The 24,588-nt window shown below is 35.6% G+C and carries 19 protein-coding genes, 1 pseudogene and 1 riboswitch; of the genes and pseudogenes, 5 read left to right on the top strand and 15 right to left on the bottom strand.

All coding sequences use genetic code 11. From position 1 onward, the window contains the following. Positions 1 to 236 precede the first annotated feature (236 nt). The 3 genes and pseudogenes from JVV30_RS03570 to JVV30_RS03560 form a co-directional block, all read right to left on the bottom strand. Positions 237 to 2,740 (bottom strand): annotated as a pseudogene (locus tag JVV30_RS03570) (CDP-glycerol glycerophosphotransferase family protein). A 248-nt stretch (positions 2,741 to 2,988) separates the two neighbouring features. Beyond that, the gene (locus tag JVV30_RS03565) at positions 2,989 to 3,564 is read right to left on the bottom strand and encodes a sugar O-acetyltransferase (protein WP_070854756.1); all 576 of its coding nucleotides are present in this window, start codon (positions 3,562 to 3,564) and stop codon (positions 2,989 to 2,991) included. Positions 3,565 to 4,035: 471 nt separating this feature from the next. Further along, positions 4,036 to 4,905, bottom strand: a complete 870-nt coding sequence (locus JVV30_RS03560; RefSeq protein WP_070854757.1) for an SDR family oxidoreductase — start codon at positions 4,903 to 4,905, stop codon at positions 4,036 to 4,038. Positions 4,906 to 5,136: 231 nt separating this feature from the next. Here JVV30_RS03560 and JVV30_RS03555 point away from each other — a divergent pair, with 231 nt between their 5' ends. The 3 genes from JVV30_RS03555 to copZ all read left to right on the top strand — a co-directional run bounded on the left by JVV30_RS03555 (position 5,137) and on the right by copZ (position 8,278). Beyond that, the gene (locus JVV30_RS03555) at positions 5,137 to 5,343 is read left to right on the top strand and encodes a hypothetical protein (protein WP_053028857.1); all 207 of its coding nucleotides are present in this window, start codon (positions 5,137 to 5,139) and stop codon (positions 5,341 to 5,343) included. Positions 5,344 to 5,595: 252 nt separating this feature from the next. Beyond that, entirely contained in the window at positions 5,596 to 7,983 is a 2,388-nt protein-coding gene (locus tag JVV30_RS03550; RefSeq protein WP_070854773.1) for a heavy metal translocating P-type ATPase, read from the top strand. A gap of 88 nt (positions 7,984 to 8,071) precedes the next feature. Then, on the top strand, positions 8,072 to 8,278 hold the full coding sequence (gene copZ / locus JVV30_RS03545; RefSeq protein ID WP_053028858.1) for a copper chaperone CopZ: 207 nt from the start codon (positions 8,072 to 8,074) through the stop codon (positions 8,276 to 8,278). 279 nt (positions 8,279 to 8,557) lie between these two features. On the opposite strand, the gene JVV30_RS03540 is transcribed toward copZ, so the two are convergent. From JVV30_RS03540 to JVV30_RS03485, 12 genes are all read right to left on the bottom strand, one after another. Next, entirely contained in the window at positions 8,558 to 9,556 is a 999-nt protein-coding gene (locus JVV30_RS03540) for a D-lactate dehydrogenase (RefSeq protein ID WP_070854758.1), read from the bottom strand. A 33-nt stretch (positions 9,557 to 9,589) separates the two neighbouring features. Next, on the bottom strand, positions 9,590 to 10,750 hold the full coding sequence (locus JVV30_RS03535; protein WP_070854759.1) for an aminotransferase class I/II-fold pyridoxal phosphate-dependent enzyme: 1,161 nt from the start codon (positions 10,748 to 10,750) through the stop codon (positions 9,590 to 9,592). 78 nt (positions 10,751 to 10,828) lie between these two features. Beyond that, positions 10,829 to 10,936, bottom strand: a riboswitch (SAM riboswitch). Positions 10,937 to 11,016: 80 nt separating this feature from the next. After that, the gene (locus JVV30_RS03530; RefSeq protein ID WP_204193409.1) at positions 11,017 to 12,522 is read right to left on the bottom strand and encodes a phytoene desaturase family protein; all 1,506 of its coding nucleotides are present in this window, start codon (positions 12,520 to 12,522) and stop codon (positions 11,017 to 11,019) included. A 9-nt stretch (positions 12,523 to 12,531) separates the two neighbouring features. Further along, positions 12,532 to 13,389 carry a phytoene/squalene synthase family protein gene (locus tag JVV30_RS03525; RefSeq protein WP_053028862.1) on the bottom strand — a complete coding sequence of 286 codons (858 nt, stop codon included), beginning with the start codon at positions 13,387 to 13,389 and terminating at the stop codon, positions 12,532 to 12,534. 20 nt (positions 13,390 to 13,409) lie between these two features. After that, a complete protein-coding gene (locus JVV30_RS03520; protein ID WP_204193406.1) occupies positions 13,410 to 14,537 on the bottom strand; it encodes a glycosyltransferase family 2 protein in 1,128 nt (375 codons plus the stop codon). Between the two features lie 13 nt (positions 14,538 to 14,550). Further along, complete coding sequence (locus tag JVV30_RS03515; RefSeq protein WP_070854762.1) at positions 14,551 to 16,059, bottom strand: phytoene desaturase family protein; 1,509 nt, start codon at positions 16,057 to 16,059, stop codon at positions 14,551 to 14,553. A gap of 2 nt (positions 16,060 to 16,061) precedes the next feature. Next, the gene (locus tag JVV30_RS03510; RefSeq protein WP_239469305.1) at positions 16,062 to 16,568 is read right to left on the bottom strand and encodes a glycosyl-4,4'-diaponeurosporenoate acyltransferase CrtO family protein; all 507 of its coding nucleotides are present in this window, start codon (positions 16,566 to 16,568) and stop codon (positions 16,062 to 16,064) included. 145 nt (positions 16,569 to 16,713) lie between these two features. Beyond that, positions 16,714 to 17,415: an aggregation-promoting factor C-terminal-like domain-containing protein gene (locus JVV30_RS03505; protein WP_053028866.1), complete on the bottom strand. Its 702-nt coding sequence runs from the start codon at positions 17,413 to 17,415 to the stop codon at positions 16,714 to 16,716. A gap of 435 nt (positions 17,416 to 17,850) precedes the next feature. Next, positions 17,851 to 19,278 carry a phosphate--AMP phosphotransferase gene (locus tag JVV30_RS03500; protein ID WP_204193402.1) on the bottom strand — a complete coding sequence of 476 codons (1,428 nt, stop codon included), beginning with the start codon at positions 19,276 to 19,278 and terminating at the stop codon, positions 17,851 to 17,853. 141 nt (positions 19,279 to 19,419) lie between these two features. After that, on the bottom strand, positions 19,420 to 20,478 hold the full coding sequence (locus tag JVV30_RS03495; RefSeq protein WP_070854765.1) for a PTS sugar transporter subunit IIC: 1,059 nt from the start codon (positions 20,476 to 20,478) through the stop codon (positions 19,420 to 19,422). 309 nt (positions 20,479 to 20,787) lie between these two features. Continuing rightward, positions 20,788 to 21,351 carry a M23 family metallopeptidase gene (locus JVV30_RS03490; RefSeq protein WP_070854766.1) on the bottom strand — a complete coding sequence of 188 codons (564 nt, stop codon included), beginning with the start codon at positions 21,349 to 21,351 and terminating at the stop codon, positions 20,788 to 20,790. A 197-nt stretch (positions 21,352 to 21,548) separates the two neighbouring features. Next, on the bottom strand, positions 21,549 to 22,142 hold the full coding sequence (locus JVV30_RS03485; RefSeq protein ID WP_053028869.1) for a TetR/AcrR family transcriptional regulator: 594 nt from the start codon (positions 22,140 to 22,142) through the stop codon (positions 21,549 to 21,551). A 136-nt stretch (positions 22,143 to 22,278) separates the two neighbouring features. Between JVV30_RS03485 and JVV30_RS03480 the strand changes: the two genes are divergently transcribed. Both JVV30_RS03480 and JVV30_RS03475 read left to right on the top strand, forming a co-directional pair. After that, positions 22,279 to 23,796 (top strand): MDR family MFS transporter, encoded by a 1,518-nt coding sequence (locus tag JVV30_RS03480; RefSeq protein WP_204193400.1) that lies wholly within the window; start codon positions 22,279 to 22,281, stop codon positions 23,794 to 23,796. After that, positions 23,797 to 24,534, top strand: coding sequence for a DUF4811 domain-containing protein (locus tag JVV30_RS03475; protein WP_204193398.1), 738 nt, complete (start codon positions 23,797 to 23,799; stop codon positions 24,532 to 24,534). The last annotated feature ends 54 nt before the right edge of the window (positions 24,535 to 24,588 follow it).

Below are 24,588 nucleotides of genomic sequence, written 5' to 3'. Positions count from 1 at the left end.
GACTCAGATAAATTAAAAGCATCTTGTTGCAAATGCCCTTTTAATTCAGTCAACTACTGTCAATATATTTGTAGGGAGTGGGACAGAATTCTTTTGAATTCGTCGTCCCACTCCCTTCTTATCGTTCTATTAACCCCATGAAATTATTACTTACTTTATCCCAATCATGATTGTTACACATTCAAATGCTTTTAGGATTAGGAATTTTTAAGTTCAATAGATATTGTATTTACTGATTATTTTAGAAGGTTATAGAACTCTTCTATCGCTAATTGATTGTATTCTTGAGCGTTAAACGTCTCATAATTGGGTGTTTGATGTTTGATAAAACGCTCTAAGCCGTGCTTAATATCATTGACATCATGACTCACTAACATCCCATACTTACCATTGTTTAATACATAACGATTCGCAATGATATCCGATGCCAATACATTCATACCAAGTGATAGTGCTTCAAGTAGAACCATTGATTGGCCTTCATAATAAGACGTTAACGATAAAACATCCGCTTGTTTCATAATATAGAATGGATTTTTTCGTTGTCCTAATAAAAAGACATGTTGTTCTAACTTCAACTTACGAATTTGTTGTTCTAATTTATGTCTTAATGGACCTTCTCCCATAATATATAATTTCGTATTAGGATAATGCACGATAACCTTGCCAACCGCTTCAATTAATAAATCAAACCCTTTTTCAGGTGATAAACGGCCAACCGACACAATTTTAAAATCATCCTCTTTAAAAGGTACCGACGTCACTTTCCCTTTATTCACACCGACGAGCACCGGTACATTATTTTTCTCAAATTGGTCAGCATTATCTAACATGGATTGCGATATTTTACTTAAATTAATCGTGTTTCTTGACGCTACAAATTTCTTATTTAATGCTTTTTTAGCAATATTGTGCATATTTTGTTCTTTTGATGCATCAGAAACACATACCAGTTTATCAAATTGATCATACAATGTGATCAAACCTTTTAAATTTTGATAATGCGGTTTCACACCGTTGACGATTTTCTCCATGTCCGCTTTGATATCACTATGAAGGTAGACCAATTTACGTTTAGCAGTCGTAGCTAAAATAAGATTCGCCCAAAACATAGAATACCCACTGAAATCTATCGCATAATCAAATTGACTTTCACCTAATATTTTACGCATCTCACGTTCATATACATGTTTTGGATATAAGAAACGTTCTAATGCACTTATTAGCCCTCGTTGTCTGACGAAGTCTACTTTATACGTCTCTTTTAACGACGCTGCTAATGGACCAACTCTTAAAATAATTCTTACATTTTGGTTAACATTATTCAGGTTATTCAAGATTTCTTCATTATTACTTCGATTCGTAAATAGCGTAACGTCATATTGATTGTAGTCAATATTCTCTAATAAATTGATAACAGAAGAGGTAATACCATTATTTTTCATCCCACCAGGATAAATTAATAGTCGTTTTTTAGCACATTTCTTTTTCTTTTTACGTTTATGTTTTGAGGTGAATACGCGCTCAATCACCTTGTCAGTAACATTTCCATCATCTAGATACGCATACGTATTTTTGAACGTTTGATAGTTATGTTGCACCTTACTTAATTGATATGTTTTTTGTTGTATCGCTTGCACAACATCATCAATGGTATGCACAACCGGTCCCGGTAAATCCTGAGCATTGATATACATTCCTCTTTCAAATTGATATGCTTCGTAGTCAGGTGTATAAAAGACAATGGGTTTATTTGTGACTAAATAATCAAAGAAGATACTTGAATAATCCGTTATCATTAAATCAACAAATGTTAATATTTCATTTGTATCAAAATAATCCGGAATAAGATAAGGTTTTAGTGCTTCATTTTTAATTGCTTTTTTATAAATAAATGGATGTACCTTACTAATACTTGATAATCGAGATGATGTTTTAATTTTTCAACTTCTTCGACAATATGATTTAAACTTTCCTCAGGCGTGTTGACATCATCCCCTCTCCAAGTAGGACAATATAACAATACTTTCTCATCAGTAATATCAATGTATGATCTTAATTCATTAATAAGCATTTTTGAATCACTATTCAATGTAAGATCGATTCTTGGATACCCAATTTCTAAAATTTGCCCACCATAAATATTGTCCAATCTAAATGCCCTTTCAAAAATGTCTGACGTATGGCGATTAGGACTTATGATATAATCACTCGATAAAAAGTTTTTAATAATATTTTGCGAACCACGTAAGCCATTTTCAAGATCTAGACCCATATATTTGAGTGGCGTACCATGCCATGTGTTCACATAAATTTGATCAGGCTTTTTAATGAAATAGGCTGGAAACGTTGAGTTGTTAATTAGATACTTACATTCGGTTAGTGCCCTTAAATACTCTGGAGATTCTTTAATCACGAATTCAATATTTTTATATTTCTCAAATTTCTTTTTATAAAATTCTAACGTTTCGGTAGTGTCGACGACCCATTTATGCGTATATTTACGATATTTGGGATGATGAATCAAACGTTTAAAGATAGCATATGGACTATCTGTAATACTCTTCCCATCTCTTACTTGATATAGAATATCGTGTTGTTTAACTTTATTCGCTTCATAATTGTGCGCATAACGCATTATTTTACGTGTATAAGCTGAGTTATTTCTTCTTTGTAAAGGCGTCGTTATAAATTTAAATTTACGACGACTTTGATTTTGTAAAAATGTCTTCAGTGCCATATTCATTTTCCTTTCTAAGTTGTATTTCATTCTCTTAAGTTGATGTCATAAAATGAATGTGTTGAATTACATTTTGATTCTTAAGTATGTATGGAGATGAACGCCAATATACAGTCTAAACATATTATATCATTTATTTATATTATATATTATTAAAATAATGCGTTTTGTATATTATTTTTTTAGATAGAAAAACCTTTGAGCCACTGGACGACTCAAAGGTTATCTATACCTGATTGATGCCATGACTATTTAGGGGCATCTCTTTCATCAATTTCTCTTATTACTTTAGCAGGCATGCCCGCAACTAGGCTATTCGGTGGTACATCTTTTGTCACTACACTTCCTGCTGCAATAACTGAGCCATCACCAATCGTTACACCAGGTGTAACTACAACATTGCCACCAAACCAAATGTTATTCCCAATTGTGATAGGCTGGGCCAACTCTAAACCTGCATTACGTTCTTTAGGCGTTAATGGATGATGGGCAGTATAGAAACCACAAGACGGACCTATAAATACATCATTACCAATCGTGATGCCACCTCCATCCATGAAGTAACAATTACTATTAACAAAGATGTTCTTACCTAATTTAACATTCCACCCATAATCTGTATCGAAGGGACTATTAATTGTAATATGCTCTAATTGGGCACCAAATAATTCAGTTAAGATTGCTTGTCGTTTGCTATCATCACTTGGGCGTGTGTGATTAAAGTCATAACATAAATCTTTAGCTCGTATACGTTCTGCTTCTAAATCATTATCAAAATTCGCATCATACCATTGATGTGCTAACATTTTATCTTTCTCTGTCATCGTACTCACTCACCTTCTTTCAATTATTATCATAAAGTTTAAACGAATCAAGATGCTTTTGCACTGAAATTCCCTTTCCATTAAAGAAATGCAGACTTTATGTCTAACAACCAAAAAGCCGGGAGTGAGACAACATTCTTTTTAAAAACGTCGCCAACCCCAGCTTGCTTTGCTTGTAGTATTTCTTAATGACATTCTCTTTGCTGGGGCCCCACTCCCAGCTTGCTTTGCTTGTAGTATTTCTTAAATGACATTCTCTTTGCTGGGGCCCCACTCCCAGCTTGCTTTGCTTGTAGTATTTCTTGGTGACATTCTCTTTGCTGGGGCCCAGCTAGAACTGTGAAATGCATGGCTTAAGTGTCTTTTCAGTTCAGTCAGCCATGGCGAATTTCCAAAATAGCATTATTAGATTATATATGTCCCAGACCATAACCATGACATCCTAGACATTAAATATGATAAAACTTCCATTTACGTTGTAATATAGTCGCCACCATTAACATGAATAATTTGGCCTGTGATATATGAGCTATCTGCATTTGTTGCAAGGAACACATAGGCTGGCGCAAGTTCTGCAGGTTGTCCACGTCTCCCCATTGGCGTATTGCCACCTTGATTTTCCACTTTGTCTTCATCAAAGGTAGCTGGAATTAATGGTGTATAAATCGGTCCTGGCGCTACACCATTGACGCGTATATTTTTCTCCATTAGTGTTGTAGCTAATGATCGTGTAAATGAAACAATCGCGCCTTTAGTTGAAGCGTAATCAATTAAATGACCTGAACCACGATATGCTGTTACACTTGTTGTGTTTATAATCGTATCGTCATCTCTTAAATATGGAACGGCCGCTTGTGATAAGAAGAACATACCAAATATATTAGTTTCGAATGTCTCTTTAAATTGTTCCGGCGTTATGTCCATAAAATGGTCTTGTGGATATTGAACAGCACCGTTATTTACTAGAATATTTAATCCGCCAAAGTCTTGAACCACTTGTTGCACTAAATCTTTAGATTGCTGTGCATCTTTTAAATCATGTGCATACGCTTTAGCTTTAACACCGATGTCTTTCAAACGTTGAACGGTTTCCTCAGCATCTTCATGCTCATCGTAATAACCAATTGCTACATCCGCGCCTTCTTTAGCAAATAATATCGCAACAGAACGACCAATACCTGAGTCACCACCAGTAATTAATGCAACTTTACCTTGCAGTTTACCTGCTGCTTTATAGTCATCTAGCTCTGAAATTGGTCTAGGATTCATATCTTTCTCAGTACCTGGTTGATGATCTTGAGTATAGCCTTTAATTTGCTTATGAAATTCTAATAAATTCATTCGTTACCACTCCTTATCCATTTACTTAACCGTTCCCACTAATGTCGCATTTGAAACAAAGTGATTATCTGTTTATCAACGTCCCATTTCATTACAACTTTAGAATGATGAGAAGTCAGTTCCTTGGTCTCATGCATTTTAGTACGAAACCTTATATAATTAAATTAAACTTCTATTAAAGATATAACTTAAGCCACTAACGAGAACATACAGATAAAGGAGTGCGACGCTATGCGAGGTTTATTTAAAGGTATTATTGCATTACTAATCATACTTGGTATTGTAAAGACCTTCCAAGATCATGATGTAATGAACGAAGCGAACTATTATTACAATCAAGCTAAAAATGGCGAATTAGTTCAAAATATATCCAATTTTGATTTTAATAACTATAAAGATTTAAATTTAGACCATTTTAAACCATCTGATTTTTTCTAAAATAACGATATCATCGACACAATAGAATGATATTTTGGCAATAAGAAGACATTCAAGTGCATGTTGAATTCAGTCCACGACTGCTCATATACACTTGTAGTCTAAGATATAGACTTGATATGTGTCCTTCAAAGTAGACATTGAAAAATGAACACTTTGGAGGGCACTTTTTTATTCAAAAGCAGAACAGAAGCATTGACTTGAATACCCTAAGGGGGTATATTATGTATGAATTGTAATGGAGGTGTCCTAATGAGCAATAAACAACATACTACATTGAATATTACCGGTATGACTTGTGCCGCCTGTTCTAACCGTATCGAAAAGCGATTAAACAAAATGGATAATGTTAACGCACAGGTTAATTTAACGACTGAAAAGGCGACAATCGAATATGATTCAAATGACTATGAAATCAATGACTTCGTTTCGACCGTTCAAAAGCTTGGCTATGATGTAGTCATAGATAAAGCTGAATTAGATATAAGTGGTATGACCTGTGCTGCTTGTTCAAATCGTATTGAAAAAGTATTAAATAAAACTACAGGTGTCAAACAAGCATCTGTCAATTTAACGACTGAGCAAGCCACGGTAGCTTACTATCCCGGTCAAACCGATTTAGATACTTTAATAGAACGTATTAGAAAGCTAGGTTATGATGCACAACCTAAACAAACTGAAGAAGATCAAGCTACACGCAAACAACGCGCATTGAAACATAAGCGAAACAAATTAATCATCTCAGCGATTCTGGCATTACCGTTACTCATGACAATGTTCGTTCATCTCTTTAATATGCATTTACCAGATATCTTAATGAATCCTTGGTTCCAATTTATACTTGCAACACCTATCCAATTCATCATTGGTTGGCAATTCTATGTTGGCGCTTATAAGAACTTGCGCAACGGTGGCGCTAACATGGATGTGCTTGTCGCATTAGGCACTAGCGCTGCTTACTTTTACAGTATTTATGAAATGATCAAATGGTTAGCCGGTTCGACACATATGCCTCACCTATATTTTGAGACAAGTGCTGTGCTGATCACGTTAATTCTTTTCGGAAAATACTTAGAGGCACGCGCTAAATCGCAAACAACACATGCATTAAGTGAATTACTGAATTTACAGGCAAAAGAGGCACGCCTCATTGATGACAATGGCATCGAACAAATGGTACCTCTGAATCAAGTTAATGTGAATGATATCTTGTTAATTAAACCAGGTGAAAAGATACCGGTTGATGGTCAAATCATCAAAGGTGAAACCGCTATAGATGAGTCAATGTTGACTGGTGAATCCATGCCCGTTGATAAGCAGGTTGATGATGCAGTAATCGGTTCAACGATAAATACAAATGGTGTAATTACAATTAAAGCCACTAAAGTTGGAAAGGATACTGCCCTTTCTAACATTATTAAAGTCGTTGAAGAAGCTCAAAGTTCTAAAGCACCTATTCAACGTTTAGCTGATATCATATCTGGCTATTTCGTGCCAATTGTAATTGCTATCGCATTATTAACTTTCCTCATTTGGATTACCATCGTTCATCCTGGTCAATTTGAGGATGCACTCGTTGCTGCGATATCAGTTTTAGTTATTGCTTGTCCATGCGCGCTTGGATTGGCGACACCAACGTCTATCATGGTTGGTACAGGTCGCGCTGCTGAAAATGGTATTTTATTCAAAGGTGGCGAGTATGTCGAACGCACACATCAAGTTGATACGGTTGTGTTCGATAAAACAGGCACATTGACTCATGGTAAACCAGAAGTTACTTATTTAGATGGGGATGAAGATACACTATCTTTAGTGGCCTCCGCTGAAAAGAACTCTGAACACCCTTTAGCTACTGCAATTGTTAACTATGCTGAACAACAACGTGTGCAATTGGTAGACGTCACTGACTATCAAACATTACCAGGCCACGGTATACAAGCGATGATCGATGGGACTCAGTTACTTGTCGGCAACAAAAAATTGATGCTCGCACATCACATCAACATAGATACGATGAAACAGAAGATGACACATATGGAAGCTGATGGTCAGACCGTAATGTTAATTGCATATGGTGGTAAACTTAAGGGCATGATTGCTGTTGCAGATACAGTTAAACCTTCCGCCAAAAACGCCATCCAACAACTATCAGCTATGCATATTAAAACGGTTATGCTAACTGGTGATAATGAACGAACTGCACGTGCAATTGCCAATGAAGTTGGTATTGACCAAGTCATTGCCGAAGTTCTACCACAAGATAAGGCACAACATATCACGCAGTTACAAGAGCAGCAGCATAACGTTGCTATGGTAGGTGACGGTATCAATGATGCCCCTGCACTGGTTAAAGCAGATATTGGTATTGCAATGGGAACGGGCACTGAAGTAGCGATAGAAGCTGCAGATATCACCATTCTAGGAGGCGATATTCAGTTAGTACCTAAAGCCATCCACGCGAGTCATAAGACCATTCGCAACATTAAACAAAATTTATTCTGGGCATTTGGATATAACATTGCAGGCATCCCTATTGCAGCAATGGGATTACTTGCACCATGGATAGCTGGCGCTGCAATGGCCTTAAGTTCAGTTAGTGTTGTAAGTAACGCTTTACGACTAAGACGAATGAAACTATAATTTTGAAGCATTTCTATTTTATTTCTTTGTTTATTAAAAAGGAGTAAAATATGGGTATATACTATTAAGAACGTCGGAGGTGATCATTATGATTAATAAAGTAATGAATGTTGAAGGTATGAGTTGCGACCACTGCAGAAACGCAGTGGAATCAGCACTAGCTAAATTAAATGGTGTTACTTCAGCTGAAGTAGACTTAGACAAACATCAAGTTCGCGTCGATTATGACGAAGACAGAGTATCAGTTGAACAAATGAAAGAAGCCATTGAAGATCAAGGCTACGATGTAAAATAAGGTCCGAACAAAAGCGCTTAGGATTTAGGCGAATTCGAAAAGTGAGCAAAACTGCTTCTCAAGTTTTGTCGAGCTTTGAGTTTTTCGACAAAAATCCTGCTTTTGGTAGGCCGTCAATAAGGTCCGGACAAAAGCGCTTAGGATTTAGGCGAATTCGAAAAGTGAAATAGAAGAAGTTAGGCGTGGCAAACCCCTGCAAAACGTATTTCTGAATGAAATGCTACAAGCTAATCAAGCTGGGGTTACAAAACATTCAGTGTGCCACGTCTAACTCCTTTTTTAATTCACTCTTAATTGCGTCGTCCCTGTATTCAACACGTCAAGGACTGCATCGAGTGCATCCACAATCAAGTTCTTAACTGCCGCATCAGTATAAAACGCGATATGCGGTGTTAACCAGATATCTTCTCTAGCAATTAATTCATCTAATAAATCGTCATTAATTACTTTATCACGATAATCTCCAGGGAATAATCCACGTTCATGCTCATATGTATCTAACGCAGCACCTTTAATGTGTCCGCAATCAATGGCATCTAGCAATGCTCGTGTATCTACAATTGATCCCCTAGCCGCGTTGACAAATACAGCGCCTTTTTTAAATTTAGAAAATAATGCTTCATTAAAAAGATGCGGATTATATTTTGTTGCTGGAATATGAACTGTGACAATATCAGCATCCTGCAATGCGTCTTCTAATGTTTCTTTATACGTAACATACTGTGCAACTTGCTCATTTGGAAATGGATCATAGGCAACAACACGACTACCATACCCTTTGGCAAAGATTCTTGCTGCAATGGAACCAATACGTCCAGTTCCGATAACTGCAACAGTTAAATCACTGATTGAACGTGACAAGATTGAAGGTTCCCATCTAAAATCATATGCTTGAAGTTTACGTTGAATGTCATTTTGATTTCTAACAATATTAATTGCTTGTGTCACGGCAAACTCTGCAATGGAACTTGGTGAATAAGATGGAACATTAGATATAATGATGCCGTATTGTGTAGCTAAATTTAAATCATACGTATCAAACCCAGCACTACGTTGCGCAATATGTTTAATCCCGAAACGTTGAAGTTTCGCAAATACGTCTTCAGATATTGGATGTTGTTGAGATAAAGATAACCCATCAAATCCTTGAACACTATCCACATTATCTTCCGTCAATATCTCTTTGTTTAATTCTATTTCAACCTTATGCTGTTCTGCCCATTCTTCAATATAAGGAATATCTTCATCACGTACACTCATCATTTTTATTCTAGTCATTATTTATCATCCTTTCTCATGTTCGTCTTAGTGTTATACGTTATACAAATTAGATAACGATGCGAGTCGATTCGCCGCTTCAGTCAATACATCATCCTCCAGTGCCAAAGAAATGCGCACATAATGACGCCCATTTTCTCCAAATGGAATACCTGGTGCTACTAGGATGGACTGCTCTTTTAATAAATATTGTTCGAACGATTCACTATCGTAACCCGGTGGCGTTTGAAGCCATGAATAGATACCACCCTTAGAATGCACAAATGGTAAATTTGCTTCCTTTAATCGTTTCTCAAAAGCATCACGACGTCGTTTAAATGTGTCATTTTGTTGATCCAAAAAGGCATCATAATGATTCAACGCATACGCTGCTGCATCTTGAAGGGCACCAAACATACCCGCATTCGTATGTGTCTGATATTTCTTTAGTGCTTGTATCATGTCTTTATTCCCTACCGCAAAGCCTACTCTGAAACCTGACATGTTATACCCTTTTGACAATGAAAAAATTTCAATGGCTACTTCCTTTGCATCTTTAGAAGCGAGTATACTCGGGTTCTTAGCATCGAAACCAAAAGCACTATATGCAAAGTCATGAACAATCTTTGTTTGCGTACCTTTAAATTTTTGAATTGCTTCATCAAATACCGCTTTAGTGGCCGTTGAACCTGTAGGATTATTTGGGTAAGTTAAATAAACTAATGACGTATTCGCTAATGTTTGTGCATCTACTTTGCGCCAATCTGGCAAGTAATCTGGTGGGTCCAAATTAAGTGGTACTGGATTGGCATCAGCAAGCAAGACACCAGCGAGATAATCTGTATAACCAGGATCTGGCAACAACACATTCTCTCCAGGATTAACAATACATGTCGGTAATGCCACTAAACCGTTCTTTGTACCATAAAGTATGCACACCTCGTCTTCTTTATCTAACGTGACACCGTATTGGCGTTGATAAAAATTAACAATCGCTTCTTTAAATGATGCTTTACCATGAAAGGCACCATACTTTTGATTCTCTGGAATTCGAACTGCTTCTGCAAAATGATCAACAATACCTTTAGGCGTTTCACCATCCGGTATACCCACTGCCATATTGATTAACGGCAATGGACCATGTTCAACTTTACGTCCCATTGTCTTACCAAAGTAACTATCTGGAATATGCGCTAGCTTATTTGAAATTGTCATGATTTACCCCCTTACAAAATTAAAAAGCTATATATCACGCTCAAAAGAGAGTGACATATAGCTTAGTTATAACTATGACACTTATCTTTGAGGTATACCTCTTTGGAATTAGCACAGTACTTTTATCTTTTAAGTCTGTTGCTGAAGTTTCATCGGGCCAAATCCCTTCACTTCTCTGGATAAGTCTATTGAATTAATATTCATTGTATCAGTTCAATAATGATTGTCAATATTTATAATTTTCTGATTCATTTAATTTATGGAGATTATACACCATGATTAATATCTTCAAGCATTGCTTCTGCCGTAATTTTAGCACTCGTTAGAACGATTGGTACACCAGCACCCGGATGTGTACTTGCACCTGCAAAGTATAAGTCTTTGTAGTCTCTTGAAACATTGGCTGGTCTGTAGTAATTACTTTGTGTCAGCGTTGGCATGAGTCCAAATGCTGAACCGAACTTAGCATTGTAGCGTTGCTCAAAATCAAGTGGTGTAAAAACCGTTTCAGATACGATATCTTGACGGACATCTTTAAGTGCTTCAATCGTTTCAAGTTTGTTATAGATGACGTCTTTCGCCTTCTCGACTATTGTAGGGTCATGCCAGTCAATTTGGCCTGTTTTTAATTCTGGGACTGGCATCAATACGTACATGCCTGTCTGACCCTCAGGTGCTAATGCTTCATCTTCCACAGATGGGAAGTAAAGGTATAATGATGGATCCTCTGGCATCTTTCCACTGAAGATATCATCAATATTACCTCTAAAATCTTTAGCAAATACCACGTTATGGACATGCAATTTATCACGTAATTGACGATTAATACCTGCATAAATTAAAAATGCTGAACATGAATAATCCATGTTCTCCACCTTTTCAGGAGAATAGCGCTTTAATGGCGCGTGCTGAGGCATGAGATGTTGTGCCACATATGGGAAGTCAGCTGTACATAGTACTTTATCGAAACGTCGAATATCACCATTAACGCGTAAGCCATCTGCACGCTTAAATTTAGGATCAATGATGATCTCTTGCACGTCTGCATTGAGTTCAACATTGACACCATAGTCATGACCAAGCTGTAATAAGCCTTGGGCTAAGCCATACATGCCACCTTTGATATAATGGACGCCATGAACCATCTCAATCATCGGAATAATAGAGTAAATTGATGGACCTTGTTTCGGATCAATACCGATATATAATGTCTGAAATGCAAGTAGCTTGCGTATTTTTTCATTAGATACATAATTATCTATTAATTGATTCGCATTGTTAAACGTCTTCAGTTTAAGTCCACGATATAACGTTAACGGATTATAAAATTCGCTTGGCTTACGGAACGTGCGCTCAAGGAAATATTTACGCGCTACTTCATAACGTTTATATATATCCGTTAAAAACTGCATAAACCCTTGCGTTGAGCCTGGCTCTATATCTTCTAGCGTCTGGCTTAGTTGTGCCAAATCCGTCGATACACTTACTTTATCTTTATCTGAGAAATAGATATCAAAAATATGTGTGAGTGGTTTCATATCGACATAATCTTCAAAACGTTTGCCACATTCTTCAAATACTGCTTTATAAACATCTGGAACCATCACTATGGTCGGTCCCATATCGAAGATAAAACCATCCTTCTTAAATTGACTCATACGGCCACCGACTTGTTCATTCTTTTCAAAAATGGTTACTTGATGACCTTGCGCGGCCAATCGTGCGGCAGCTGCTAAGCCGGTAACACCAGCACCTACTACTGCTATGTTCATACATCTCACCTAATCTTTATATTTTTTCTTTAAGTTGCGGTAGATTTTATGTTTTTTCCATTTAGAAACATATGCGCGTTCTTTCAATGAATATGATGATTTACGTACCTCAGTTAGTATACCGCGATAGACTTGAGCTGCTAACTCAATAATCATACGAGATTCTTCATTATAAACATCGAGATGATTCAATACCATATCGTAGTTATTATCCGCTAGTGTTGCATAGAATTCCCAAATTTTGATGTAATTGTCAGAGGGTTGATCGCGTTCCATTTCATCTGCAATTGAAACATTAAACTCATTTAAGCGTGCTTTACTAAAGTAAATACGCCCGTTTCGATAATCTTCACCAACATCACGTAGTATATTCGTTAGTTGAAGCGCCTCACCTAATTGCTTACCATACGCATAAGCTTCGTCTGACGGTGGTGTTGCCAAAATAGGAATCAGTAATACGCCAACTGTTCCTGCTACCCCATAACAATAATCGAGTAGACCACGATCTGTTTCAAACATCTCGAAGTGTTGATCGGCTTCTACGGTGTCAATTAAGTCATAGAGGGCTTGGTAATTCATTTGGAAATGTGTCGCTGCATCAGCAAAAGCCGTCATAATGCGTGCATCACTTTCAAATGTCGTTATTGTTTGATGTTCAATAGATTCAACATCACGATGAATCTTATGTAAATAATCCACGTCTTGATGTACATCGATACTATCATCAACGATTCTGCAAACAGCATAAATTGCCCATATTGCGCGTCGCTGTTGCTCAGGTAACATATCAAAAGCATATGAGAAACTCTTAGAGTAATCTTTCATAATTTGATGACAATATTGATAATTTTCTTCTAATGTGCTCATGGAGAACCCCCTGCTAAATATTATTTAATATTAAATCGTCGTCCTTTCCATTTTACCTGTTTTGTGTAATGGATGTGACGAAATGAATTGATAAAAATTAAAATAAACACTAAAAATAATATCGGATGACAAATCAAGACTAAAATCGAAAAATTACCTACTCTACGATGTAAACGGCTGAATTGTAGTGTATACAAGCCATAAGATAGTAGCGCTCGTCTAAATGACAATCCTTGTTTAAATAAACTGAGTATGAATGCACTGAATGAAGTGATACTACCTATCATCCATAACATGATTAACATCATAATATGCGGTTGTGTTGACGATGCACCTACCGCTAAGTGCTTCGTCCATCCTTCTACGAGCGTTTGAACGCCTGATTCGTACATTCTAAAATTAACGTAACCCTGACCTTCAAATTGAGTCACTGGCAACTGGCAACGTTGAAACGCTTTGCCTAAAGCAAATCCTTCAATGATTTGTGACGCAGCATTTTTATGACCTTGTGTCTTAATATAATCCGCTTTGTTCATGACGGTTACCGGGCCAAATGCCAATGCATCACCCTTTGCTTTAGCTAAAGTTGAAAATGTATTTGTACCTACAATTGTCATTAGATTAAACACTGCCGATAAGTGTTCATACGGTTTCCGCACACTGTGATACGGTTGAATACTTAGTAAACCACGATAATGTTGTTGTGCATAGGTCTGAATCATTGCTTCTAATGCATCATCATTTTGTAATGTTACATCTGCATCCATAAAAACAATGATGTCTGATGTTGTGTGGTCAACACCTTGATAACATGCATATGACTTACCAACCCATGTAGGCTCATGGCTATCATATGTCACATTATACACGTTTGCGCCCATTTTTCGCGCAATTTCAGCAGTGCTATCATTTGAATCATCATCCATGACGATACATTCAACTTGTAGTGACTGTTGTGACAAACTATGTAATAACTTTGGCAATCTTTTTGCTTCATTACGCGCTGGAATGACCACACTTATGCTTTGTCTAAAGTCTCCTATATGTGTCTTATCAAATGACAATAGATGCCGGCGATTATACATTAAATAACCACTGACTAACGATAAACCTATACTTCCATGAAGCAGTGACGCTAATTTTGTCATACTTGTATTACCTCTAATCCTTTGAATCATTCGTAAGCGCACGTTCAAGTGCATTAATTTTATCCGCGACTTGTTGACCACTTAACGTCACCATTGGCATTCCACCACCAGGATTAACGGATCCTCCGACAAAGAATAAATTATCAAAGTATTGACTTTGTTTAGGAAACTTAAATCCTTTATTTTTCTTCTTATCTGCCACTACCCCATAAATGGCACCTTTATTCGAGTGATAGGTTTGTTCAATATCATGCGGTGTCCAAATATCTTCATATACAATATGCTGGCGTAAATCTGTAAGCCCCATACGCTCTAATTTATCCAAGACACGTGCTCGAAATTCATTATATTGTTCTTCAGTGAATGGTTGCTCTTGAATGTACGGAATATGTGGTAACACTTTTAAATTTTCATACCCTTTTGGCGCTTGCGCCGGATCGGATTTATTCGAGTTTACTAAATAAATGGTTGGGTCTTGTGGTAAGACTTTGTCATGGAACACTTCTCGATAATTACGCTTTGAATCATTAGAGAAAAGGAAATTATGATGGGCCAATTGAGGATAGGTTTTGTCTACACCTAAATGCATAACATATCCGGACGCTGCGGGCTCATAAACCTTCTCTAATTGCGCTAATTGCTTATTTGAAAAGTGTAGTAAGTCACGATAAGTTGGTATGACTTCTCTATTAGAAACGATGTAATCAGCACTTACATGTGAACCATCATCTAATCTAACGCCTGTGACATGATTAAAATACGTATCTATACTACGTACATCTTTGCCAGTATGAATTGTCACACCTTCTTCAACAGCTAATCGCTCTAATGCACGTGCAAGGTGGTGAATGCCACCTTTGACATACCATAACCCTTGTTCATATTGCATATGGATTAACATTGTTAACACGGCTGGTGCGTCATAAGATGACGAACCAACATACTTAATGAAATAACCTAGCATATCTCTTAACTCTGGCTTTTCGACGTAACGATTGATGGCTTGTTGCATTGTTGAGAAGTAATCCACACCTTTGACTGAACGCAATGGACCTTGATATTTGATAATTTCCGAAACCGTATCAAGCCCAAGTGCGAAATAACCTTCTTCAGTGAAACGATGAATATGCGCTGCATAATCCATAAATTGGTACAATTGTTTGATATCCTCATTCGTGAGTTGACTGTTGTTAAGGCCCATTTGTTCTAAATCTTCATATAAATCTATAACTTTGCCATTTGTAAAGAAACTACGCCATTGTAAAGGTAAGCGTTCAATCGTAACGTAATCTTTCATTTGTTTCTTACTATAGCTGAATAATCTTTCAAATATCCATGGCATCGTTAAAATAGATGGACCCAAGTCAAAACCAAATCCGTCTGCTTCAAGTCGATTGACTTTACCACCGATGTGATCATTTTGCTCGTAAAGTGTGACATTAAAACCACTTTGTGCAAGACGAATCGCAGCTGATATACCGCCTAATCCACCGCCGATAACGATAATGTTTTTATGTGACAAGTCTATTCACTCCGTTTCACTCTGCGTTGATAGTACAATTCTAATCTTGGACGATTATAACGTTGCGTCAGTATAATCGGTAAATTAGCGCAAATAACATAACTCATATTGATAAATTGTATATATTTAGGCGCTTTTACAAAAATAATTACTGGTATCATTGATAACCAATGCACAAGTTCTGCCCGACGCATTTCTACAATCATTATATGTATGTCTTCTAATTTAAAAGAAGCTAGTCTCTTTTTATTATAAATATGATGATTGAATATAGCACCTTCAGGAATGAAGCGTTTCCACTTATTAATACGCAATAGTGTATTCCATAAAGCGCCATTCTTTTCCCACGACCATATTGTAAAAACCTTATCATATTTCACAAAGAAGGATGACGGGCATCGTAACATCAAATGAGATATTGATAATTGTGTAGTTGTCCAGAACACACTATGTATTAAGCCTAATTTCAATACTTTCCATAATGACATAACATTCAACACTTTCGACATAATAATTGTTCTAATATCTTCCCTATAAACCTCATCGGTAAACGTTATGCTACAGTGTCTATTAAAATACAAAAAAAGAGACCGACCATCATGTCGACCTCTTTCCTCGATAACTCGATGTGCTATCCAGTTATCTGAGTAAATCCTACCACCAACCGTTGTTATTACGGAATGCAATTGCTGCATCTAATGAACCGTAACGGCTGTTAGCGTAGTTAATCATACCTTTAGTTTGTTGTGCTACTGAACCAGTACCCCATGATTCCATAGTTTGACCTAAACCTCTGTAACCAGCTGGGTTAACTGCGTTAGGGTTACCACCTGATTCTGGCATTACGATAGCGTTCCAAGCAGCTTCAGTACCACCGTTAGCTAAGAATTGAGCTTTAACTGATCCACCAGTTGAAGCTGATGAAGCTGAGTATGAAGTAGTTGTTGGTGCAGAAACTGTTCTAACACTAGTGTTGCTTGATTGTTGGTTTGAGCTTACTGATTGAGATGATGCTTCGTTGCTGTAAGAAGCTGAGTAATCAGTTGATTGAGCAGCTGGAGCAGCTTGTGTAGTTGCTACTGTGTCAGCACCACCAACGTAAGTGTAATTCCAAGACCAAGATTGACCATCAGAAGTGAAGTTATATTTGAAACCATCTTTAACGAATGAGATGTTGTATGCGCCAGCTTGTACTGGGTGTGCATTTAATTCAGATGGGTTGTTTTGAGCTAAGTTAGCTAATTGTGCATAATTAGTAGTTGATTCAGATGCATGTGCACTGTTATCTGTAGTTAATGCATAACCTGTTACTCCTAAAGCTACTGCTAATGACGACGCGATTACTGTTTTTTTCATAATAAAAAATTCCTCCAAAAAAATTAGTTTATATTTTCGTTATGTTATATTCTTTAGTTATTGTGTTTTGCTCTGTGTTTAACTTTTGACAATAAGTACTATATCATAAAAAAACGCCAGTAGTATTACGCTTTTCTTACAAAAAATTACAATAGACACCTTGTTTTGTAACATTGAAATATAAATAATTCGCTTTGTAACAATTATTTTTGAACAAATGGTTTAAAATTTCATTATGAAATAAGGATTTACAATACTTTTTTAAGAAATTTACAACTGTTTTACATTATCTGTAATATTACAAATTACCGTTTTGTTACAATCCCGTAATATTTCTAACAACTCCGAACTATTCAATTTATCTATATAACTTTAAAAAAACCAAGAAACGCTATGATTTTCTAACGTTTCTTGGTTCCTATTATTTAATCATATTCATTCATAATCTTTAACGCCCCATAATACTTTTTCACATTTACGAATAATATATTTCATAATTTCTATTCTTGATGTTTTCTTATGGTCGGCGGGTACAACTAACCATGGTGCATAGGTTGTATGTGTTTTTTTAACCATGTCATGACTTGCCTCGACGTATAAATCCCATTTTTCACGATTACGCCAATCTTCATCCGTGATTTTCCATTGTTTATCGACGTTATTTTGACGATCTTTAAAACGCTTCAACTGTTCGTCTTTATCTAAAGTAAGGAAGAATTTTAAGATAATTGCACCTTTATCTGTCCACATCTTTTCAAATGCATTAATTTCCTCATAAGCACGTTGCCATTCATTGATTGTTGCAAATCCTTCAATACGCTCAACTAATACACGGCCATACCAACTTCTATCAAATAACTCGATGTGTCCGCTTCGTGGCATATCTTTTGCAAAGCGCCATAAATAATGATGTTTTAATTCAACGTCAGTAGGTGCGCTAATGCCATTGACTTCATAACCAGTTGGATCAAGCTTTTCTCTAATACGTTTGATATTACCACCTTTGCCGGCTGCATCCATGCCTTCAAACACAAGAATGAGTGGGATTTTTCGCTCATATAATGCGAATTGTATTTCTCGCATGCGTTTTTGTAATTCATTAATCAATGATTTGTATGCTTCTTTGGATACTTTATCTACTTCGATATCAAACATATTGGTACTAAAGTGCTCAGTAAAGTCACCATCACGTTCATTATCTTGCGCATGATGTTTGGCAATGGCTTGTTCTAAACGTTGTATAATGTGTTCATACATTTTTTCGATTGCTGATTGTCGTTCTGTATAATCAATAATCTGCCATTGTTGATCTTGTTTAATAAATTGATGCATATTCTCTAAATATGTTTCTGTTGATAAGACACTGCCATATTCTTGAACTTTCCAACGCATTAATGGATTTTCTTTCGTTTGCTTAATATGTTCTTGTCTTTTATCTTCATTAATTTCAATAAAGAATTTAATGATTTCATAATTATCTTTGATTAACATATCTTCAAAAGACGCAATTTGTTCTTTTAAGACATCATAGTTTTTGTATCTATCATGCTTAATTTCATTCTCTCGATAATCTAAATAATGAGAGTACCAGCTTCTAAAGTAAACATTGATATCACCCTTTTTAGGTAATGTATTCCAATATTTTTGTAAGAATTGATATCTTAAATCATCCTTTTGAGGTGACTGTGTTGCAATAAAATGTGTATATTTCGCATCAAAGTTAAGTAATAATTCATTTGATAAGCGTGTTTTTCCAGAGGCAGGGACCCCTTCAAATAAAATCATAATGGGAATACCCAAATCATGTGTTTGTCTTGTAAGTTCTGCTGTCTTTAGTGCTAGTTTTTCGATTTTATTAGCCATTAACCATTCACCCTTTTTATAACGTATCATTTCATTTTTATTGTAACACGATTTATTTCTATTTTTTCTCAATCTTTGTAAATAAAAAGAATTGATAAAATGCGATATTCAACACTTTATCAATTCCTATTTAATAGGACGTTAACCCATAAATTTATATATGTCGTTGGTATATAGACGTAATACTTTTCGGAAAATAATATCTAAAACAAATGCAGTTACTAATGGTACAACAAAGAATCCTAAAATAATGAGTAAGACACTCACTAAGGCAGAATCAATATGTAAAAATTTAAAAGCACTAATTGGACCAATCATACCAATGAAACCAAATCCTGCCGATTCCTTCGTTCCTGCAATACCAATCAAACTTCCTGCAATTCCTGATATACCAGCAGTTATAAGGATTGGTAACATGATGATTGGATATTTAACCATATTAGGCATCATCATTTTCACACCACCAAAGAATATAGAAATCGGTACTGCAACTCGATTCACTTTGCTAGTACCAATAAGCAATACTGCTTCAGTAGCTGAAATACCAATAGATGCTGAACCTGCCGCAAGACCTGTAATCCCTATTGCAATAGCTATCGCAACTGTTGATAACGGTGAAATAATAATAAAACTGAAGACCATAGAAATAAGCATACACATTAATACAGGTTGTAATTCTGTGAAGCTATTAACCATATTACCAATGCCAGTTGTAATCATGTGTACATATGGCAAAATGAATACGCCAATTGTAGCTGACAATCCACCTACAATCGTTGGATATACAATGAGCGCCATACTGCCGACACGTTTTTCAATTAATAAGATGAATAATACAGCAATCGTTGCTGTTATCATTGTATTAATCAAGTCTCCGATACCAGCAATCACCCAGGCACCATGTTTAAATTGTGCGGCTCCACTACCTACATAAGAGGCACAAGCAACCACTGCAATGGCTAATGGTGTCATGTCAAATTTCAACGCAATGAGTGCGCCGATTAAAGCTGGCACTGTAAATTGCATTGCTTGTACAACATGTAACAATGTCCCAAAAAATGGATGATGATGCATTAACGCTTTAAAGATTTCTCCCAAAATGGCATTGGGTACTAAGCCCACCACGATACCTATAGCTACGCCCGATAGCACTCTAAATGTAAAATCTTTAACGCCTATTTCTCTAAGTGTTGATGTCATGTAAAAAACCTCCTGTTGTCTGTTCTGCACACTTATTAAATTGATCAACCTACTTATGAGTTATTGCTATGATGTTTCAACATCTCCTCATGGCAATCACGTCTATAAGTAATGATAGATTTTACTATATCATAAATTCTGAATTTTCAGAATATTATTTTTGTTTTTTTCTCTAAAAAGTAACATTTAATGATAATCCTTATATCCAAACATTTACCCTTTGTGATATGACAGGCAATGTTGAAACTAAAAAAACCTGAAACACGACGTAGGCTTCAGATTTTTATACCATCCATTTCGTTTGACGTATTAAATATTAAATAAACTTTCTTCTTCTTCGGGCAGTTGCTCAATAAAAGGTTGTGGGTCTTCAGCATAATCATTGCCTATACCACCTTTCATTCTTTGAAAGTGTAAATGTGACCCTGTTGTCTGTTCACCTGTATTACCTGATAAAGCAATCACATCTCCGGCTTTAACTTGTTGACCTTGAGTTACCTCGAAATCATTTAAATGCATATACCATTGATGGTATTGCCCGTTTGATTCTGAGATTTGTAAGACCTTACCACCTAATTCATCTTCAAATAATTTGGTGACAACGCCATCTGTTGCTGCTAGCACTTCAGTATCTTCAGGTAAGTCATAATCATTACCATAATGTTTGTCATTGCCTTCAAACTCTAAACCATGATTATATGTGCCATAACCATGCGTCAAACGTCCATCACGCTTCCAATCACCAAATTGATTATCATCATTTAAAGACATTTGAGATGGTTGAATATCAATTTCACGAATTAAATAAGTTACGGATACACCGATACCTACACATATCAGTATAGTCATAACTACATTGATAAATTGTTTCAAACATCGCTCTCCTTTTTAATTCATTATTATTCTGTATATTATCAAACATCACGACAAGAAAGTGTATACTTTGCTTATAATCAGACTAATTGACTAGATAATGAACAAAATTGACTATTATAATAGTAGAAACTCGTTTCTTATAGTCGCTTTTATCCATTATTTTCAATCTTAGAGACCTGTTAAAATGTAATCATTTATTGTTTTAATCGCTCAATATCCTCTTTCTTCAAATCTAACGCATTAAAAATACCACCTTTATATACTTCGACAATAAATTGCGCTATTTCATCAACATTGATTTCATTTTTATGTTTTGACCAATATTCAAAGGTATTTACAATGATCGTTATTAAATATTCTTTACCTAATTCTCTTTTAAGATTCGAGCCCTGTGAAATATGATTTATAAATTCGAAACGCTTAGACACTACATTTCTAATTTTCATTTTGAAACTTAGAATACCTTCATTCGTCAACAATACCTTTAATACTTCTGAATACGGATCAATCGCTTTGAATAAGTTTGCGATGCTACCCACATCTAAAATATCTTCATTTTCTACATTAAATTCTCTTTGTGTTTTAATAAAGTTTAAAACATCATCTTCAATTTCCGATAACAATTCATATTTATCATCATAATATCTATAAAATGTACTTCTTGTTACATACGCTTCTTGAGTAATTTCATTAATTGTAATTGCTTCAAAATGCTTGTGATTTAATAAATTGATTAGTGCTTCTCTAAGTAGACGTTGCGTCAATTGTGTTTTGTTACTATAAGCCATCTCATCACCCTTTCGCATCGTATTATAATACATTTTGATACATAGTGTATTATTTTAAACATTATATTTTATTTTGTTCTCCTTTTTCGCTTCGAAAGTTGTTACATTAAGTTCGTACTTTTAAAGGAGGCTTATTATGTCAGAGAATATAAATACTACATTTGACTTAGATGAACATGGCAAACCTTATAATAAATTGATGATTATGGTTGTCATTTTACTTGCAACATTTGCAGGCGCCTTAATGCAAACATCATTAGGCACAGCACTACCTACATTAATGAAAGATTTTAATATTGATTTTAGTACTGCACAACAAGCAACTACGTGGTTTCTATTAGCTAACGGCATAATGGTTCCATTATCTGCCTACTTAGCTACTCGTTTTTCAACGAAATGGTTACACGTTATTGCATATGCCATTTTATTAATTGGTTTAATACTAACTGCAATGGCACCGTCGAATAGTGATAGTTGGATTATTTTCTTAATTGGTCGAATTGTTACCGCAATCGCTGTTGGTTTAATGATGCCTTTGATGCAAATCATCATCATTAACATGTTTCCACCAAACAAACGTGGTACTGCGATGGGGTTGAGTGGTTTAGCCGTTGGATTAGCGCCAGCACTTGGACCAACATTTGCTGGTTGGATATTAAATAAAGATCATATCATTCTTGGTCTAACAATCAGTGATTCTTGGCGCAATATTTTTGTGATTCCAATTATCATAGTTGTCATTGCTTTCTTATTAAGTTTTATTTTTATGAAAGATGTCATACCAAATAGAAAGATTAAACTAGATATTTGGTCACTTATTTTATCCAGTTTAGGATTTGGTTTATTTTTATGGAGCTTTTCAAATGTTTCTAGCGAGGGTTGGGGAAGTATTAGTTATGTCATACTACCGCTTATCATTAGCGTCCTTCTTATCGGATGGTTCTGTATGCGTCAGTTTAAATTAGATGACCCGTTCTTAGATTTATGTGTATTTAAATCCAAAGGCTTTGTCATTGCAACGATTGGCCTTATCGTTGTGACAATGGCTATGTATGGTGTGGAAATGATGCTACCTACTTATTTACAAAATATTCATGGTTTTTCACCATTTGAGTCTGGTTTAACCTTACTTGCAGGTGCTTTAATGTTAGGGTTTATTTCGCCTATTTCTGGTGCACTTTATAATAAAATTGGCATCAAACGACTCGCTTTTGTTGGATTCTTAATTTTATCATTAGCTTCATTACCGTTTGGCTTTTTAACGGATACGACATCACCGTCGCTTATCTTAGTTTTATATTCAATACGGATGTTTGGTGTGGCTTTAATTATGATGCCTTTAACAACAAATGCGATGGATGCCTTGCCAACTAAAATGGGTACACACGGTACAGCAGCAAACAACACTGCTAGACAAGTTGCATCTTCTATAGCCGTCGCATTGCTAACATCTATTACGCAAAATATGATTAACAACCATATGCCAGCTAAAAATTTAAAAGATGCAAATCCATTACTTTATGCCGAACATGCCCAACACGCATCTATTGATGGTTTTAATACTGCGTTTTTAATTGGCGTAGCATTTGCAGTCATTGGATTAATCATCGTTCCTTTCTTGAAAATGAATCATTCAGAAAGCGAGGAGAATTAAATGATTATACTTATTATTCTAACTATTGCCGTATTTGCATCATGGACACTGATTCCACATCGCCTAACACGTTATGTTACCGGTTCATTATTCACCGTTCTATTTACAGCATTAATCATTGGCATTGTTGCAAACATGACGCATCATTTTGGTATGGAGAAAGAAACAATCACTGAACCCGAAAAACAAATTTATTCTGCTGGCTCAACAAAATCTCCTACAAACATGTTAATTGCGAATGAAATAGGTAACAATTCTTATAATTATGTCATGGTTTATAAAGAAAATAAAAATGATGACAAACCATCAGCACATTTTAAACCTAGTACTAGTAAAGAAGATTTATCAGATTCAATAAAGAAACACGCTTTCTATAGAACAGCAGATGTAGACCAAGCGACAGTTAAAACAACTAAAACATATTGGACTTGGAAAAACGACTTCTACCGTTATTTGTTTGATTTTGGAAACAATAAAAAAGAACTTATCAAACAAACATCGATTGTTACAGTACCTAATGATACATGGGTCGTACTAGATGCAAAACAAGCAAAGCAACTTCAAAAAAATCAAATGGCATCATCAAAATCACAAAATAGAATTAAAAAAGAACTGCAAAATAAAATGATAGCGTATAAACAATCACATCCTAAAGCGTCTGAGAAACAACTTGAAAATTATATTAACGATCAAAAACAACGACTTGCTACAAAACAAATTAAAGAAATGCTTAAATAACCAACAAGCGTGAACTTTGACAACCCTCTCTTTTCGACAGATAATTTAATGTAA

It is taken from the genome of Staphylococcus sp. GDY8P47P, assembly GCF_016892225.1.
In the GTDB taxonomy this organism is placed as follows: domain Bacteria; phylum Bacillota; class Bacilli; order Staphylococcales; family Staphylococcaceae; genus Staphylococcus; species Staphylococcus borealis.
This window is presented reverse-complemented; position numbering and strand designations above follow the sequence as displayed.

Bases quoted from the DNA above. Each gene is read 5' to 3' on its own strand.
- JVV30_RS03565 (WP_070854756.1), bottom strand. From the start codon at position 3,564: ATGACAGAGAAAGATAAAATGTTAGCACATCAATGGTATGATGCGAAT.
- JVV30_RS03560 (WP_070854757.1), bottom strand. From the start codon at position 4,905: ATGAATTTATTAGAATTTCATAAGCAAATTAAAGGCTATACTCAAGAT.
- JVV30_RS03555 (WP_053028857.1), top strand. From the start codon at position 5,137: ATGCGAGGTTTATTTAAAGGTATTATTGCATTACTAATCATACTTGGT.
- JVV30_RS03550 (WP_070854773.1), top strand. From the start codon at position 5,596: ATGAGCAATAAACAACATACTACATTGAATATTACCGGTATGACTTGT.
- copZ (WP_053028858.1), top strand. From the start codon at position 8,072: ATGATTAATAAAGTAATGAATGTTGAAGGTATGAGTTGCGACCACTGC.
- JVV30_RS03540 (WP_070854758.1), bottom strand. From the start codon at position 9,556: ATGACTAGAATAAAAATGATGAGTGTACGTGATGAAGATATTCCTTAT.
- JVV30_RS03535 (WP_070854759.1), bottom strand. From the start codon at position 10,750: ATGACAATTTCAAATAAGCTAGCGCATATTCCAGATAGTTACTTTGGT.
- JVV30_RS03530 (WP_204193409.1), bottom strand. From the start codon at position 12,522: ATGAACATAGCAGTAGTAGGTGCTGGTGTTACCGGCTTAGCAGCTGCC.
- JVV30_RS03525 (WP_053028862.1), bottom strand. From the start codon at position 13,389: ATGAGCACATTAGAAGAAAATTATCAATATTGTCATCAAATTATGAAA.
- JVV30_RS03520 (WP_204193406.1), bottom strand. From the start codon at position 14,537: ATGACAAAATTAGCGTCACTGCTTCATGGAAGTATAGGTTTATCGTTA.
- JVV30_RS03510 (WP_239469305.1), bottom strand. From the start codon at position 16,568: ATGTCGAAAGTGTTGAATGTTATGTCATTATGGAAAGTATTGAAATTA.
- JVV30_RS03505 (WP_053028866.1), bottom strand. From the start codon at position 17,415: ATGAAAAAAACAGTAATCGCGTCGTCATTAGCAGTAGCTTTAGGAGTA.
- JVV30_RS03500 (WP_204193402.1), bottom strand. From the start codon at position 19,278: ATGGCTAATAAAATCGAAAAACTAGCACTAAAGACAGCAGAACTTACA.
- JVV30_RS03495 (WP_070854765.1), bottom strand. From the start codon at position 20,478: ATGACATCAACACTTAGAGAAATAGGCGTTAAAGATTTTACATTTAGA.
- JVV30_RS03485 (WP_053028869.1), bottom strand. From the start codon at position 22,142: ATGGCTTATAGTAACAAAACACAATTGACGCAACGTCTACTTAGAGAA.
- JVV30_RS03480 (WP_204193400.1), top strand. From the start codon at position 22,279: ATGTCAGAGAATATAAATACTACATTTGACTTAGATGAACATGGCAAA.
- JVV30_RS03475 (WP_204193398.1), top strand. From the start codon at position 23,797: ATGATTATACTTATTATTCTAACTATTGCCGTATTTGCATCATGGACA.